Raw genomic sequence first — 16,266 nt, 5'->3', positions numbered from 1 at the left:
TTATCGATGCAGGATCCTTTGTTAAATTCGCTGATTTACGTCAGCCGCTATTACGGTCTGGCTAACTCGCCAGAAGCCTTGATCAATGGCTTGCCTTTAACCGAAGGCAAGCTAACACCATTTTTGTTCCCTCGTTCGGCTGAGCGCGCAGGTCTGGTCGCTAAAGAAAATCGTTCCAAACTCGAAGATATTTCAGATCTGGTTTTGCCTGTGGTGCTGCTACTGAAAAGTGGTGACGCTTGTGTTCTCAATACTGTCAACAGCGAAAAAAGAGAAGCTGAAATCGTTACGGGCGAATCTGGTCTAGTACCCATTGCCATCCCACTCGAGGAACTGGAAGAGCTCTATATTGGTCGCTACTTTCTGGTTAAGAAACAATTCCGTTACGATGAACGCTCTCCTGAAGTACTTAAGACGCGTGAAGGACATTGGTTCTGGAGTACAATCTGGCAGTCAAAAAACATCTATCGTGATGTTTTGATCGCTTCGATTCTGATTAACCTTTTTGCCATAGCCGCCCCTATGTTCACTCGCTTGGTTTACGATAAGGTGGTTCCAAACCTTGCCTTTGAGACCTTGTGGGTGTTGGCCAGTGGTATTTTTGTTATCTTCCTGTTTGATCTCACGCTTAAAATAATGCGCAGCTACTTTATTGATGTTGCGGGTAAAAAATCGGACATTCTGATTTCATCGAAACTGTTTAGCAAAGTGCTTGGTATTCGCATGGAGGCAAAACCACCTTCCGTAGGCGCTTTCGCTCGTCACTTGCAAGAGTTCGAGTCCATTCGGGAGTTTTTCACCTCTGCCACTATTGGCTCTTTGATTGACCTGCCCTTTGCCTTACTGTTCCTTGTTTTGATTTGGCTAATGGCGGGTAGTCTAGTCCTAGTGCCTATTGCGGGTGTGCTGATTCTTATTATCTACTCAGCACTGATCCAGGGGCCACTACGTCGAACCATTGAGGAGGGCTCTCGCCTTGCCTCACAGAAATATGCGAACTTAATTGAGAGTTTATCTGGGCTAGAAACCGTTAAACTTTTTGGTGCACAAAGCCAATTCCAATTTCGTTGGGAAGAGGCAGTTGCACACATGGCAAATTGGAACATCAAGAGCCGACGGATCACTGATGGTATCCAAAACACCGCAGGTTTTGTCCAACAGGCTTCCAATATAGGCATGATTATCCTTGGTGTATATCTGATTGCCGAAGGTGATCTCACCATGGGAGGTTTGATTGCGGCAACCATGCTCAGCGGACGGGCGATCGGCCCAATGGTTCAGCTTTCTTTGCTGTCTACTCGCTACAATCAAGCCAAGTCTTCAATGACCATTATTGAACAAGTGATGGAAATGCCAGATGAACAGGAAGAAGGCAAGCGCTATATTCACCGTCCGATTGTTCACGGTAAGATTGAATTGGATAAAGTCACCTTTCACTATCCTGATTCGCCAATCGCCTCTATTCGAGATCTGAGCATTACGATTAACCCAGGTGAAAAAGTCGCCATCATTGGGCGCATTGGTTCAGGTAAAACGACGCTTGAACGTCTCATTCTTGGATTGTTTAAACCGACCGAAGGCCATGTACGTATTGATGATACTGACATCGAGCAGCTCCATCATATCGACATCCGGCGCAATATCGGCTGCGTGCCACAAGATAGCCAGCTATTTTATGGTTCTATTCGTGACAATATTACTTTGGGTCGCCCATTGACCGACGATCGCGATGTGATGGATGCAGCAAACCGCGCTGGCGTGACTGTATTTACTCAGCAAGATCCAGCAGGTCTAGAACGTCAGGTCGGTGAAGGTGGTCTCTTGCTCTCAGGTGGTCAACGTCAAGCCATTACCATTGCACGCGCTTTCCTTGGTCGCCCACCAGTGTTGTTGATGGATGAACCCACCAGCGCCATGGATAACCGCTCTGAGATGCACATTAAGCAACAGTTAGCGCAACTTAAACCATCGGAAACGCTGATCCTAATTACACACAAAACATCCATGTTAGATGTGGTCGATCGTGTCATTGTGATGGAAAAAGGCTGTGTCATCGCTGATGGCCCTAAAGCAGAAGTGCTAAACAACCTCAAACAAGGTAAAGTCAGAGCCGTTAATTAATCTGACAGAAACGATAAAGCCGCTCAGTGTATATTGAGCGGCTTTTCTTTATTTACGATAAGAAGAGTCATCTAGACTAGCAGTTTGCTGGCCCTACATCTTTCCAGACCCCCCACTCACCAGATTGAGAGGGATCATCACCTTGTGTCCACCACTTCGCTTCCCAAACTCTACCACCATGAGTCACTCGGTCACCACCATTGTATACAGCGCCAGCATCCCAAGCGTTGGTACAGGTACCGCCACCGGTATCTTTTTTGGCAACAACGACCGTGGCCGAAGCCGATGATGTCGCTTTAGTATCGCTGACAGTAACCGTAAATAGCAATGACGTATCTTGGGTATACTCAGCCGCCGTGAACGTCACTGTGGCGCCATTAATCGTCGCATCCAGTCCTGCAGGCACGTCCCAGCTGTAGGTCAAGGTATCATTGTCAGCATCGCTAGAACCTGAGGCGTCCACCACTACCCTATCTCCAGCATTCGCTGTCGCTGGTGCTGATACGGCAGCCACTGGCGGCGTGTTGACAGGGCCAGTGTCTTTCGCTTGTACGGTCACCGCCACAGTGTCGGCACCCGTTGCACCTTCATTATCGGTTACCGTCAGTTTGAAAGTAAGCGTTTCTGTTTGCGCAACTTCTGGCACATCAAAGCTGACCTGTGCGGTGTTTGCACCCGTGAGTGGAACGCTAGTTCCTGAGACTTGTTCCCAAGCATAGCTTGCAACACTGCCATCAGAATCGCTTGAGCCGCTGCCATCGAGTACAACCGATGCAGGTCCAGTTACCGAAACATCCGCTCCCGCCACTGCAACTGGGGCTCGATTCGCTGGTGTGCCACCAGCCAGCCCTTCATGCATGGCGTTAAGAATGTCACCATTGTCGGCATCAATTTCCCAAGAGAACAAACCTGCCAGACCCAAACCACGCACATAAGCGCCTTTTGCTTTCACTGAGCGATCATCATCAAATGTGATCAGCTGTCCCGTTGAGCGATTCCAAACCCAAGGCGCTTCAGCTTGTACATCATAACCGTACTCGAAGCCATTAATACCCGTATTATCTGGACCAAGCATAAAGGATTTAACGCCTTTGTAATCAATCACACCATCTTCCCAAACACCTTGTGCTGGGCTACCTTTCAGCTTACCAGTACCTGTTCCTGTCATTGGGTCGTTAGGATCTGTGAGCGTATCTGGTGTCACGCCTTCCCAACCACGACCATACATGGCAGTACCCACAACCAGTTTATTCGCTGGCACACCTTGCGCTAGTAGAAGCTGAATACCGTTATCCGTAGTGTAGGCAGGGCCCTTATACGGTTGGCCATTGTCGTCTACGCCAGAACCATCACACTGACCCGGGCGCATAAAGGTGCCACAATACAGTGCCGTTTGATGTCCAGGAACATTGTTCCAACCACCGTAGAAGTCATACGTCATAGCAAAGATGTAATCCATGTACTGAACCGCTTCCGCATAATTCACATCTTCAATTTTGTCGTAACCCACACCAATTGCAGACGTCAGTTCATACGTTCTGCCTGTATCTGTTTCTAGCTGATCAAGCATAGCGCGAAGCTCTTGCATCAACGCAATGTAAGCAGGACCATCGTTCACCGGATCACCTAAATCAGGAGCCGCACCGCCACCGCCGGGGAACTCCCAGTCTATGTCCACACCATCATAGAACTTCCACGTCGTCAGGAAGCGCTTAACAGACGCGACAAACGTGTCTCGGTTTGCTTTGATAGTGAAGTCAAAGAATGGGTCTGATAACGTCCAGCCACCAATGGAAGGGACAATTTTTAGATCTGGATTGCGTTGCTTTAGCGCCATGAGCATGGCGTAATTACCTTTGATAGGAGAGCTGTGTTCATGACCCGCTTGAGGGAAGCTCTTTTGATAAGCCGCCCATGGGTCATGAATCACCACTTCATAATCCGGCACCCCGTTACATGCGGTCATCAGTGCATTGTAGCTGTTACCACCGACTGATTTCAGTGATTCATTCGGGCCACAAATTGGAATAAATCCATATAAAATATGGGTCAGGTTATCGACAGGGATATTGTCTACCGTAAATTCACGACCATAGATTCCCCACTCAACAAAGTAAGTGCCCACAACTGTGTTAGGGTCCGTATTGTAACTCTTGTTGTTTGGATCAACATTCATCTTCAAAGGAGCAAGGTGAGCACCGTCGGTGTCAGCAACCACGATTTCTGCAGGCGCACTGGCGCTACAACCTGTTGCATCACAGGCTTCAATTGTCATCTGATAACGACCGCCAGTTGCATACTTAAAGCTTGCTGTCGTCTGACTGCCCGTAATGGCCCCGGTTGCCACCTGAACTCCATCAAAGTAAACCTTGTAGGTGTCCCCTGTTGTGCCACTCCATTGATTAAACTTAATGGCAATATCCGCTTCATCGAAATATTTGACCATGTCGTTGTAACCAGAAGTGGTTTCCATCGCGAGTTCAATCTTCGAGAACTGAAGATTGTTTGAGCCATAAACATCAATACTTGGGGCTGTTGGTGCAGCCATCGCGGTGCCGGATAACGCCACAGCGATACTAGCGGCGCACAAAGTTATACGATTCATACCTATTTCTCTCATTCCTTGTACATTTACCCGAAAAGTTGGGAAGTGATACCTATCATCGTAAGCCGCGTTTAACTGCCTGATGGCCAAATATTGAGGCGAAAGACTTATCGAAGGTCGGTATTTGCTGTTCTGCAGATACGTCGCGAGAACATCACTTTCAGTATTCGAGAGACTTTTTTTTTGATGAAAAAAATAAAGGTTGTTTTCGAGGCAAGATCAAAAAATAGCTGTATATACGAAGCCTGTTGCATTACAAATAGGATTTCACCCTAAATTTATAAAATCTAACCATTTGCTAAAACGTTCTTATTTGTCAGTAATTTAAGAAATAATTAGCCAAAACATTGAGGATCACTTTAGAGCATGACGCCCCCTAAAGTAGATAGGGGGCAAGTTTTGTTCGAAGATTATTTGGACTTAAATCGCGCCGTGAAATGACGTAGCACAGGTGGCTCATACTCAAACTCTAAGCCCTTAAGTTCATGAGCACGCTCTTTCAGAGCAATAATCGTATCGGCAATGTAGTCCATATGATCATTGGTATACACACGGCGAGGAATGGTCAAGCGCATCAGTTCCAATTCCGAGGCTTTTTGCTGGCCTGTTTCCGGATCACGCCCCAATAGCAGCGAACCAATTTCTACCGCCCGGACACCGGATTCTAGGTATAGCGCATTGCACAAGACATGGGCCGGAAATTCCTCTGGAGGAATGTGGGGGAGAATCTTAGCCGCATCAACAAACACTGCGTGCCCGCCTGTCGGATACTGAATGGGAATACCGCCTTCTCGCAGACGCTCTCCAAGATATTGCACCTGACTGATCCGGTAGTGAAGGTAATCTTCGTCTGCGCCTTCATAAAGGCCACGAGCCAAAGCTTCCATGTCTCGCCCTGCCATACCGCCGTAAGTCACAAACCCTTCCATTGGAACACAACGCGTTTGCACAGCTTGGAACAGCTCTTGGTGATCACGAATACAACACAAACCTCCAATATTGACCATAGGATCTTTCTTAGCGGACATCGTCAACATATCACCGTATTGATACATCTCTCGTATGATCTCGAGGATCGACTTGTCGTGGTACCCTTCTTCGCGCTGTTTAATAAAATAGGCATTCTCACAATAACGCGCTGAATCAATGACAACCGGGATATCATTCTTGCTTGCCAACTCATAAACAGCGCGCATGTTTGCCATAGAGACTGGCTGACCTCCAGAGCTGTTACAAGTAACGGTGGTGATAATGGCACAGATGTTATGTGCACCGTACTGATCTATGGTCGCTTTCAGTTTGTCGAGATCGAAGTCGCCTTTCCAGTCATACGGTGTCGTTGTATCAAAAGCATGCCTGTCAACGACGTTAATCGCTTTGCCTCCATTCAACTCAATATGCCCCGCTGTGGTATCAAAGTGATAATTGGATATGAAAACCGGCTCTGTTCCGCCACGAACACTACGCATACGCTCAATCAAAGCTGGAAATAGAATTTGCTCCGCACCGCGGCCTTGATGGGCTGGTACCGTTAGCTTATAACCAAAAAAATGTTCAACGGCTTGGCAAAGATTGTAATAGTTACGACTCCCAGCATAAGACTCGTCTCCCATCATCAATCCCGCCCACTGATTGTCACTCATCGCACCTGTGCCAGAATCGGTCAGAAGGTCGATATACACATCATCACTTTTTAACAAGAAGGGGTTAAGGCCAGCCTCATCAAGAGCAGCGACTCGGTCTTGATAAGTGGTCATTTTGATCGGTTCAACCATCTTAATGCGAAAGGGTTCTGGAATACGTTTCATTGTTAATTTCCTATAGATAGATTTGTCCCTGCAGATAAACTGCATCGGGTTTAAAGTTTTAAATTACAAATAGATGGCGCGAGTGCACCTTAGGAAATTATTACGAGGTTGATACTTTGCTTAACAGCGATAGGCAGAAGTCTAGATTGTACCATGACGACAACACAAAACGGCTGTCTTGCATCCAAATGCAATTCATAGCGTGTTCCCTCTCATAGGCTATAGACATAATAATCAATATAGCCATGACTGCCCCAATTTACCAAGAGGCATCACTCAAAATTTGTTAATGGCTCACTCTATTGCTTGCAATGATTCCATCTTTGCTCGACCGTTTTTTGCTCGCCATAAATAAGGCTCGCACTTCGCTCACTGTTAATGATGGATAAATCACTACTGAAAGTTAAGTTTCCGTGAAATCTTATCACTTTGACATTCATCGAATTGAAATATTTGGACTTGCTAGGCAAAGTGTTGGCTGGGCAAATAAAATGGATCAAGTCATGAAGATCAAAACAACATTATTGGCCGCTGCGGCACTAAGCATAAGCGGAATGGCGGCGGCTGAGGTTACGATTACCGTCCCTGACACCGTAGATGTATTAGTTGCAAACGACGCAAAACCAGAGCTGTCTGGTGGCTTCTTTTCGTCAAAGAAAACGCTGACCTTGCCTGACGGCGAAAACCAAATTTTATTCCGCTACCAACCTTACTTCACACAAGGTAAAGACCGTATTATTCTTGAAAGCGATCCGATTATTGCTACGTTTGACACCAAGGATACGGAACTGACGTTCGACATGCCCAAATACCGCGATCAACGTGAAGCGGAGAAAGAGATCAAGCAAGTAGACTGGCAACTCATTACAGCAAGTGGCAGCGCTCTGGCGGTAACGCAGGATAAGCTAGTCAAAGACGGTATGCAGATTGGCCGTAACTTCAAAATTGAATTGGCAGATTACAACCGTCGAGGAGGAGTCGCTGCTGTTTCCGCCGCCACAATTGGCGCCGCAGTGCAACCCGTCACTTTACCTGCTCAAGTCACCCAAGAAGGCATCAAAAGCGATTCGACTGCCGAGGAGATGCTGCACTTCTGGTATAACAAAGCCGACGCAGCAACGCAGGCGCGCTTTAAACAATTCTTACTAGAAAAATAGTCGACGGCAGTGAGCCAGCGCAATTAAGCGCTGGCTTTTTCTATAGCGGGGTGACCCGTGGAAATCTGATAGCATTGCATGTCGTTTTCTATTAAACACTCGAATACGACAGAATCCAGCTTGGCTTCATCCACTAATTGCTGCAATATTTGCATCGTTTCTGCAAGTGAAACGCCCGGCCGATAAGGACGTGATTGGGTCAACGCCTGAAACACATCAGCGATGGCCACAATTCGACTCGGTTGATCAAGGTCTTTGGCTGTTTTCCCCAAAGGGTAACCGGACCCATCCAGTCTTTCATGGTGATTAGACGCCCAATCAATGACTTGGCTAGATCGAAACATATTAGTCAGCGCATGTCGGGTATCCGTCGCATGACGTTTTATACAGGCGTATTCTTCCTCTGTTAACTCCGCTGGTTTATGGAGCACAGCAACTGGCGTTTTCAGCTTTCCAATATCGTGCACTAACCCAGCCAAATACAACATACGTTGGGCTTTGGCCGAATACCCCAGTTGCTTGCCCAGAAACGAGGTCAACTCTGCAACATGACGAGAATGTTGGAACGTGAAAGTACTTTTTGCATCCACGATCTGCGCGAAAAACTCCGCCACCGCAATCGTATCTTCCAACCCCAATCGAGATGAAAAGAAAGGCACTGGCGGAAAGCGGCTGGCCATTGTCTCGATATAGCGAGATTCCATCGAAAACCAGAAGTCATCATTGTCTATCAACTCGCACATATGCTGAACCATATTCGGCTCAAACAAAATCCCAGCATTGGCGGTCAACTCCCCGATGATCAACGTTTTGTTGGCCTCGGTGATATTACCGTATTGGTCTGGGAAAAAGCGGGAATAAAGGTGATCCACTCGATCAGAAATAAATATCAGACTGGCGAGTAGTTTATCGTTTTTTGACGCTTTGGTTTCGCCATTCAACTGCTCCCACCAAGTATGATGATACAAAACTGGCGGCGCTAGTCCGGCCAAAGGTGGGCAAGCCTTTAACAGCTCATATCCTCTAACACAATGCTTTTTGGCGTTTTCCGGTGCCATCGACTTGAATAGATAGGAACGCTCATTAGACTGCGATACGCCGCAATCATGGATCAATCCTAGAGAAAAAGCGATTTGAGCCTGCTCTTCCTCCCACCCCATCCGTTTAGCACATTGATACGCAATGTATGCCACCCGGTGACCATGATTTAAATCATCGATCCCGACAGCATCGAGGGCTGAAGCGATTTCAAAAAGCACCTGACGTAAATCTACGCTTACGTTATCAAGCAGCTCATCCATTCGTATTAACCTAACTGACTCATTTTTCTTATTTTAGGCCAACAAGGCTAAACGATTTTATTTCATAAAGACCACAAGTTATTTAGGACTATTTATATAATTGTGATTGGTATAACGTCTTGGGTGAATTTCGTGCTACATAGAAAATATTTTTGCAACAAGAGGTTATGGTGATCTAAGTCTTACTCTGTTACGTTATCTATTCATATTCAACTTGTTTAGGTCCCTTATGTTCACAATCTCTATCGACTCTGAACTCGAACTCGCTCTTGTTCAAGAGTCATTCGCTGCTCAATACAGCGAATTGGTGTCCAGTCAAACTGAGTACTTATCGCAATGGTTGGCTTGGCCCCCCTTCTGTCAATCCGAACAAGACTTTCGTCTGTTCGTGCAACGTGTTTTACATGAATATGCAGACGGAAAGTCCATGACCTGCGCAATCATCTACAAAGGTAATATCGTCGGAAACTGCAGCTTTAACACCATAGATTACGATACAAAAACCGTCGAGGTTGGCTACTGGCTATCGCAACATCAGCAAGGCAAAGGCATAGTGACACGGGTTGTGAACAAACTGATTGATATCGCATTCAATGAATACCAAATGGAGAAGGTCCAGTTATCCGCCGCCCAAGATAACCTCCCTAGCCGGCGAGTGGCTGAACGAGTAGGCATGACACTGGAAGGGATTATCACCAATGAGGAAAAAATTGGAGATCGAATTCTGGATCACGCCATCTACGGTATTCACCGCCAAAACACCCATTGATGAGTAAATTGATTCCAACCACAGATTTATTGGTTGGCTAAGGTATTTCGCGTTACTTGATGCTAGGATTGCAGCTTTATAAGGAAAGAGAGAACACCGTGTCTTCACTGTTAAAGCTGTTCTTAGTTGTCGTAACACTCAGTGCAGGCTTCTTTGCCGGTGACATTTATCAGTGGTTTAAAAACCGTTCCCAAGTCAAACCTTTGTCAGAATATTGCTTACTCACTACTCAAGCTTGTGAAAACAACGATGTTCGTATAAAAGTAGACCGCGACATCAGTCACCCTTTGGTACCCACTGAAATCGTCGTTGATTGGCCCACCACTCAACAAGACAGCCTGTTACTGACTTTGCAAGGCTACGAGATGGAAATGGGTACCGCTGTATTTAAACTCAATAAGAACTCAACTGGTCAGTTTACCGGCCAAGTCATTCTGCCAGTATGTACAACGGACGCTATGACCTGGATTGGTGAAATCACTGATGGCCAACACAGTGTGAGTACCTCGATTAGGATGGAACAATGAGTAAAAATTGGTCTTTAATATTAGTCGCTGCCTTTGCGCTCGGTTTTGGTGTTAAAGCGTATTTGGATTCAAAGCCAACGGCCGACACCCCCGTGACAGCCAGCAAAGAAGTCGTCCTTTTTGGCAAAGATGACAAGGCCGTCAAAATCTTCGATCAGCAAGACCCTCGTGTGCGTATCGTATACTTCGGGTTTACACGATGCCCTGATGTCTGTCCAACCTCATTGGCTATGCTAGCCGGCGCACTTAATCAGGTGGATGACGAGGTGAAATCCCACTTCAGACCTATATTTGTTTCACTTGATCCAGAGCGTGATGCCGCAGCAGATTCGTACAAATATGCTCAATACTTCCATTCAATGATTGAAGGTTTATCGGCGCCACTCGATATCACCACGCCTCTGGCACATAAATACGGCGTTATTTTTCGTAAAACCAAATTAGAAAACTCGGAGCTAAAGTATACCCTTGACCACAGCTCCTATTTTTATTTCCTAAAACCAGATGGCACATTAATTACTAAAGTGCCGCATACGCTGACACCTGCTCCTCTGGTCGAAGCGATGAAAACACTTACGTCACAAGGAAAATCTTAATGAAGTTAAAAGCCCTCATGTTAGCCTCTATTGCGCTGAGCCCACTTGCTCACGCGGCTTCCGACATCATGCTATCTCACACCTACGCGCGTGCGACGCCACCGAGCGCCGCCACCAGCGCCGTGTTCACTGAAATCATGAACCACAGCGCAACAGACCGTGTTATCGTCTCTGCGAGTACAGAGGCGGCAGGTAAAGTTGAGTTGCATGACGTTATCAAAGATGGTGATGTGATGAAAATGCGTCAGGTAGAACAAATTACCGTGCCAGCCAATAGCATGGTAGAGCTAAAACCAGGCAGCCTACACATTATGCTGTTTGATCTGAAAAAGCCGCTAGTCGAAGGTGAAAACATAGATGTAAAACTGACCTTCGCCAATGGGGAGGAGCAAACCGTCTCAGCGCCTATCAAGAAAGTCATGAGTGGGATGAATCATAAACATCATCACTAAATCATAAAAAGGCCGCTCAATGAGCGGCCTTAATTCACTTCAACCTCGCATAGACACGCGCCACTAGGCTTTATTATCCGGATGCCGCGGACAATCCTCGCAGAGATTGCGCCCATGGCATTTATACACTAAGCAGCAGCTAGTACGCACCAGTTTCAGCGCTCCACTTTGCTCATCCACCGCCAGAGTTTTCGCCAATTTAGCTGGCAAGCCGCACACATCCAACCAAAGCGAAGCTTGTTCAAGTAGATAATCATTCGGAATGTGAGGGGCAAATTGGCTCAGCTTCACAAGACAGCCAAGCACACCATCAGCGAATAGATGGTTAGTAAAACCCGGACGAATCCGCGTCCACTGGCTCATTTCGTCGCGAAAGTAAGCAAATAAAGCCTGCAGTTGAACCCCTGCTTTTGCCACCAACTCCGCCTCGGTTCCATGCACATGCTCTGCCGACTCGAATTGAAAACCTGTCACAAATTCCGACTGCACTTTCTGACCAATACGAGTGAGATCAGGCAAACCGTGCAAGGCATAAATCGAAATGAAAGAGACATAGACGGGTTGCCAGCAAAGCAGATCCCAAGTTCGAGTCAGCCAATAGGCAGAACCGGCTTCCGGATGAGCGGCTTTAAGGCGCTCATACAGTGCTTGGATATTGTCACTGCAAGGATGATCGACATGGATAATATCCTGCTGGGACGCATCTTCAGGTATCGGTGAAATCTCACCAGCAAGATAAGGCGTTACCTGTTGAGAGTATTCAAAGAGATGGTCGAAGAAGGCGTCTGAGCTCATAGCAGTGATATTTATAGAAACAAAATCAGCTTGTTAGGATAATGATAACATCCGGTTAATGCAATTGATTATTATTAACTAAATATAGAATAACCACATTGACGATTAACCACCGAGTCATTTTATCGACGAACGACCAAAAACAGCCAAGCAACCGACCAAAATTCAAGTTGTTTGTTACCTAAACACATTACCAACATCTATGTATTAGAAATATCAACCTAGTTGTAGTTATCTGTTTTATATGCATAATTGCCCCTATTGAATCTCTCTATCACTCCATTAAAGCCAACACGTGCATAGATAATAGGCGTATTGAAGTTTGAAGAAAAAAGCAGGTTTTACACTAATCGAATTGATTAGTGTTGTAGTAATCCTTGGTATTGTGGCCGTCGTAGCGGCACCGAGATTTATCAATATTCAAACATCGGCTCGTACCGCCACCATAGAAGGTATTGCCAACGCGATGGAAGGTGTTGTTAATCAGGTCAGTGCCAAAGCTTATGTTAAAGGGCTAACGCCAAGCACCTCTAACCCAGGGAATCAGCAGGACTATATCTTGGATTTCGGTATCGGAACTGTTGAAGTCGATTGGGGGGCGCTATGCCCAGAAAGTGAGGGGGAATCGGGAGATGCATTGACCATGCTCGATTTTATGACACTCAGTACAACCGATGATCTCACAACGGCGATCGGCAATCGACACACAGTGATTGGCTTTGAACACTCTTTTTCGGCCACGGAGCTAAACAGTAGCAACATAACCACTCTGCCGCAGGGATGCTACGTGATCTATGATTCCTTCGGAGGACGGTCATCAGGCACCTGCCCAGCTGAAGGCTGTGTCTGTACCGTACGGGTTGAAAACACCAACTGTTAAATCAAAGATCGCTCTCCCTGCTAAGTAAGTCGGGAGAAACGCAGTCTGTGGTGGATATGGCCCACAATGCAAAACGCAAAGGCTTGAATTGGTCGATACCATTGGCCGCGAGTTATTGACGCACTAAGCGGCAGTAATTAAAAGTTCATCGCTCCAAGCTAACTCAAGGTAACTTTGTGCCTGTTGCGGCGTTGCCGTTATCCACTGCTCAACACCAATATCAGGGACAAGAAATGGCATACGATGATGGTATGGTGAGCATTGTGTGTTCGGGCTTGTAGTCAGGATGACCAAATTGCCATCATCCGCAAGAATTCCGGCCATATACAAAGGCATGCCATCTGGGTTAGTAAACAAGAACTTGTTCTTTTTACCTCCACTTTCACACCATTCATACCAACCGTTACAAGGCACAATGACACGACTGCGGATAAATCCGTTACGAAATGTAGGCTTACTGGCCACTGTTTCTGCCTGAGCGTTAATAATCAATCGCTTAGTCCATTCAGGCCGAGTTCCCCACTTGATATCTTTCTGGCAATACGCCTGTGCCTCAAACGCCACCACAGAGACATTTTCAGTCGGTTTCAAGTCAAGGTTTATCTGAGGAAAGAAGTCGATCCCCACCAGTTGGGAAACCACTCTTACCAGTGGATCATCCGTTACATTCAAGCGTCCGCACATCTTGCTCCACCTCTTTCGAGCACTTCGTTTAATTATGGACAGTTATTTCCATAATGATTGGAAGTTTTCGCTATTTTTCCCCTTCTTTAATGTCGTTAATCTACGCCCATCGACATTGTTCATATCGAAGTCTTCGAGTTTTTGAGCTTGTTCGTTTACTTGAAATAAGGGTTCAACATCGTCCGAACGGTTCGTGAGACCTAATGCAATTATCTAAATTCAACTAGGAGCCAACATGACTCACCCAATCATCAAAGATCTCAACACTCGTTACACAGCAAAAAAATACGACGCAAGTAAGCGCATCTCTGCTGAAGATATGGAAGTCATTAAAGAAGCGATTCGTTTATCTGCTTCTTCTATCAACTCACAACCATGGAAGTTTATCGTTCTTGAGAGTGACGAAGCAAAACAACGTTTCCACAACACGTTTGCCAACATGCACCAGTTCAACCAGCCGCATGCCAAAGAAGCGTCTCATACGATTTTGTTTGCTCACAACCCTCGCTTTACCAAAGACAACTACAAAAAAGTGGTCGATGCAGAAGTAACTTCAGGCCACCTGCCTGCAGAGCGATACAACGACATGCTAAATGGCGCGTTCGGCTTTGCGGAACTCAACACAGATGAAACCGGTTTCAACGGCAATTGGACAAAAGCTCAAACCTATATCGCACTGGGAAACACGCTACACACATTAGCGCGCATGGGCATTGCTTCAACCCCAATGGAAGGGGTCGATCCAGAGCTGATCGGTGAAGAGTTCAAACAAGAGCTAGACGGCTTTGTATGTGACTTTGCGCTAGCACTGGGGTATCACAAAGACGGTGAGGATTATAACCACGGCTTACCAAAAGCGCGTCTACCTCTAGAAGACGTCATCACCACACTGTAAAGCACCAAAAGCAACCAAGAGGTAAGCACATGAGCAAGTTAACCATTATTGCCAATATCATTGCCAAAGAAGGCCAAATTGAATGGGTGAAAGCTGAACTGATCAAGCTGATTGACAAAACCCGCGCTGAAGATGGCTGCATCAACTACGATCTGCATCAAGACAACGACAACCCAACGCATTTCGTTTTCCATGAAAATTGGTCTTCTGAAGCCACCTTGAACAAGCATCTCGCCAGCGCTCATATCGCCGACTACATCGCCGCCGTTGACGGCGCGGTAGAGACGTTCACCATCAACCGCATGACGCATATAGCCTAAACGTATCGTTATCGGGAGCAAAAAGCCGCATTACGCGGCTTTTTTGTAAGTGAAGAAATGCGCAATTCAAATTCACAAATTCAGAGCACAAATTCAGGACACACACCAAAAGATTTCCTATTCAAATATCACCCAGCCCGCCACGGACTCTAATTAGGAATCTAATTAAAATCTAATTAGGACAGGCACCATTAGGACAGGCACCAAAACACGAAAAAGTACCTTGTAGCTTTGTATGCCGTTATGTAACTAGTAAGGTGTCCCATCCTTTTTGGAAGCCACCCACTCGCCTGAATTTTTAACTACCCACTTGAAATCATCATCCGGGTAGTGCGCTTTATCATCTGCAACTCGACTGCCAATAACAATGAACTTCGCTTGGCTATCACTACGATTTATTAAATGATGTCCATTTTCAACGCCTGCCGGAAAACCAACGCACATTCCCTGTTTCATGACTTGCTCACCTTCGTCCGTTATTAAGCAAAGCTCACCATCAAGCACATAGAGAAACTCGTCGGATTTCGTATGCCAATGCCTTAGAGCTGATTGAGCATTAGGTTCAAGTATTTCGAGATTAACTCCAAACTGAGATAAGCCGAATAAATCACCTAGCCCCTTGCACTCAGAATGACCAAGAAGGGACTTGAATGGCTCTGGAAACGGATTAAAGGTATCACCCTTTAAACTCGTAGTGTCTTTCACTTTCGTCATATTCTGTCCTGTTACATAACGTTTATTAGTCGAAATACTTGCCGTCTTTTGCTTTTACGTAATGCACTCTTAGTTATATTGGTTCTATTGACTGCAATGTAACCCCGTATTCAAGGCCACTGACACAAAACTTGTCTCAGCAGGAAAAACCAATACAGTCGCTATCATTGCATGCGTTCAAATCTTATCAGAGATTTGATACGGATATGATCAAATTCAGGACATATATGGTCACCTCGCGGATCGCAAGGTCCGATTGAAATTAATGTCAATCTTTTCTTTGAGCTAATTCATAGGTCCCCTTTGCGGTGATTTACATTGATGGTCGACGGTCTTGCGACATATATCCGGCGTCGTTATAGCAACGTTGAGTTTGCTGCGCCCTAATGAGTTCCAAATTGACGTCTTACCCTCCTCTACACACACATGGCTTTTAATAGCCGCTGTCCCTAACAGGTTTTGAATAAGACAAACCTTTTTACATCAGTGTATTACCGCTCTTTTACAGATGGTTCTCTTTATCAGCCACACGCCAGAGATTTGATATGGGACACACACCAGTAAATCGTCAGTAAAACTCACCAAATCATCTCAGGGTTATGTCGGCAGCGGATACGGGACACACACCAGTAATCGCCAGTA

The 16,266-nt window shown here is 46.0% G+C and carries 15 protein-coding genes and 1 pseudogene; 10 read left to right on the top strand and 6 right to left on the bottom strand.

The features are described 5' to 3' along the window. Positions 1-6: 6 nt before the first annotated feature. Positions 7-2,121, top strand: coding sequence for a type I secretion system permease/ATPase (locus TW84_RS11920; RefSeq protein WP_045975857.1), 2,115 nt, complete (start codon positions 7-9; stop codon positions 2,119-2,121). A gap of 76 nt (positions 2,122-2,197) precedes the next feature. Here TW84_RS11920 and TW84_RS11915 read toward each other — a convergent pair whose 3' ends face one another. Together TW84_RS11915 and TW84_RS11910 are read right to left on the bottom strand one after the other, a co-directional pair. Further along, positions 2,198-4,726, bottom strand: a complete 2,529-nt coding sequence (locus TW84_RS11915; protein WP_045975856.1) for a glycosyl hydrolase family 18 protein — start codon at positions 4,724-4,726, stop codon at positions 2,198-2,200. Between the two features lie 410 nt (positions 4,727-5,136). Further along, positions 5,137-6,534, bottom strand: coding sequence for a tryptophanase (locus TW84_RS11910; RefSeq protein WP_045975855.1), 1,398 nt, complete (start codon positions 6,532-6,534; stop codon positions 5,137-5,139). 503 nt (positions 6,535-7,037) lie between these two features. Between TW84_RS11910 and TW84_RS11905 the strand changes: the two genes are divergently transcribed. Then, a complete protein-coding gene (locus TW84_RS11905) occupies positions 7,038-7,691 on the top strand; it encodes a DUF2057 family protein (protein ID WP_045975955.1) in 654 nt (217 codons plus the stop codon). Between the two features lie 23 nt (positions 7,692-7,714). On the opposite strand, the gene TW84_RS11900 is transcribed toward TW84_RS11905, so the two are convergent. Further along, positions 7,715-8,992: an HD-GYP domain-containing protein gene (locus TW84_RS11900; RefSeq protein WP_045975854.1), complete on the bottom strand. Its 1,278-nt coding sequence runs from the start codon at positions 8,990-8,992 to the stop codon at positions 7,715-7,717. A gap of 229 nt (positions 8,993-9,221) precedes the next feature. On the opposite strand from TW84_RS11900, the gene TW84_RS11895 reads away from it, so the two are divergent. The 4 genes from TW84_RS11895 (at position 9,222) to TW84_RS11880 (ending at position 11,336) form a co-directional block, all read left to right on the top strand. Beyond that, complete coding sequence (locus TW84_RS11895) at positions 9,222-9,761, top strand: GNAT family N-acetyltransferase (protein ID WP_045975853.1); 540 nt, start codon at positions 9,222-9,224, stop codon at positions 9,759-9,761. A gap of 98 nt (positions 9,762-9,859) precedes the next feature. After that, entirely contained in the window at positions 9,860-10,288 is a 429-nt protein-coding gene (locus tag TW84_RS11890) for a hypothetical protein (RefSeq protein ID WP_045975954.1), read from the top strand. Continuing rightward, the gene (locus TW84_RS11885) at positions 10,285-10,884 is read left to right on the top strand and encodes an SCO family protein (protein WP_045975852.1); all 600 of its coding nucleotides are present in this window, start codon (positions 10,285-10,287) and stop codon (positions 10,882-10,884) included. The genes TW84_RS11890 and TW84_RS11885 overlap by 4 nt, the downstream gene beginning before the upstream one ends. Then, positions 10,884-11,336, top strand: coding sequence for a copper chaperone PCu(A)C (locus TW84_RS11880; protein ID WP_045975851.1), 453 nt, complete (start codon positions 10,884-10,886; stop codon positions 11,334-11,336). The genes TW84_RS11885 and TW84_RS11880 overlap by 1 nt, the downstream gene beginning before the upstream one ends. A 63-nt stretch (positions 11,337-11,399) precedes the next feature. Here the strand turns inward: TW84_RS11880 and TW84_RS11875 are convergent, their stop codons facing one another. After that, positions 11,400-12,131, bottom strand: coding sequence for a siderophore ferric iron reductase (locus tag TW84_RS11875; RefSeq protein ID WP_045975850.1), 732 nt, complete (start codon positions 12,129-12,131; stop codon positions 11,400-11,402). 322 nt (positions 12,132-12,453) lie between these two features. On the opposite strand from TW84_RS11875, the gene TW84_RS11870 reads away from it, so the two are divergent. Both TW84_RS11870 and TW84_RS25060 read left to right on the top strand, forming a co-directional pair. Next, the gene (locus tag TW84_RS11870; RefSeq protein ID WP_045975849.1) at positions 12,454-13,011 is read left to right on the top strand and encodes a type II secretion system protein; all 558 of its coding nucleotides are present in this window, start codon (positions 12,454-12,456) and stop codon (positions 13,009-13,011) included. Continuing rightward, positions 12,999-13,097 (top strand): annotated as a pseudogene (locus TW84_RS25060) (MurR/RpiR family transcriptional regulator); the annotation flags it as partial. The gene TW84_RS11870 and the pseudogene TW84_RS25060, both read left to right, overlap by 13 nt. A 37-nt stretch (positions 13,098-13,134) precedes the next feature. On the opposite strand, the gene TW84_RS11865 reads toward TW84_RS25060, so the two are convergent. After that, positions 13,135-13,695, bottom strand: a complete 561-nt coding sequence (locus TW84_RS11865) for an SOS response-associated peptidase (RefSeq protein ID WP_045975848.1) — start codon at positions 13,693-13,695, stop codon at positions 13,135-13,137. Between the two features lie 235 nt (positions 13,696-13,930). On the opposite strand from TW84_RS11865, the gene TW84_RS11860 reads away from it, so the two are divergent. Together TW84_RS11860 and TW84_RS11855 are read left to right on the top strand one after the other, a co-directional pair. Then, positions 13,931-14,590: a nitroreductase family protein gene (locus TW84_RS11860; RefSeq protein WP_045975847.1), complete on the top strand. Its 660-nt coding sequence runs from the start codon at positions 13,931-13,933 to the stop codon at positions 14,588-14,590. A 29-nt stretch (positions 14,591-14,619) separates the two neighbouring features. Next, positions 14,620-14,910: a putative quinol monooxygenase gene (locus TW84_RS11855; RefSeq protein WP_045975846.1), complete on the top strand. Its 291-nt coding sequence runs from the start codon at positions 14,620-14,622 to the stop codon at positions 14,908-14,910. Positions 14,911-15,159: 249 nt separating this feature from the next. Here TW84_RS11855 and TW84_RS11850 read toward each other — a convergent pair whose 3' ends face one another. Next, entirely contained in the window at positions 15,160-15,624 is a 465-nt protein-coding gene (locus TW84_RS11850) for a cupin domain-containing protein (RefSeq protein ID WP_045975845.1), read from the bottom strand. Positions 15,625-16,266: the final 642 nt, after the last annotated feature.

It is taken from the genome of Vibrio neptunius, from assembly GCF_000967495.1.
Taxonomy (GTDB): Bacteria; Pseudomonadota; Gammaproteobacteria; order Enterobacterales; family Vibrionaceae; genus Vibrio; species Vibrio neptunius.
This window is presented reverse-complemented; position numbering and strand designations above follow the sequence as displayed.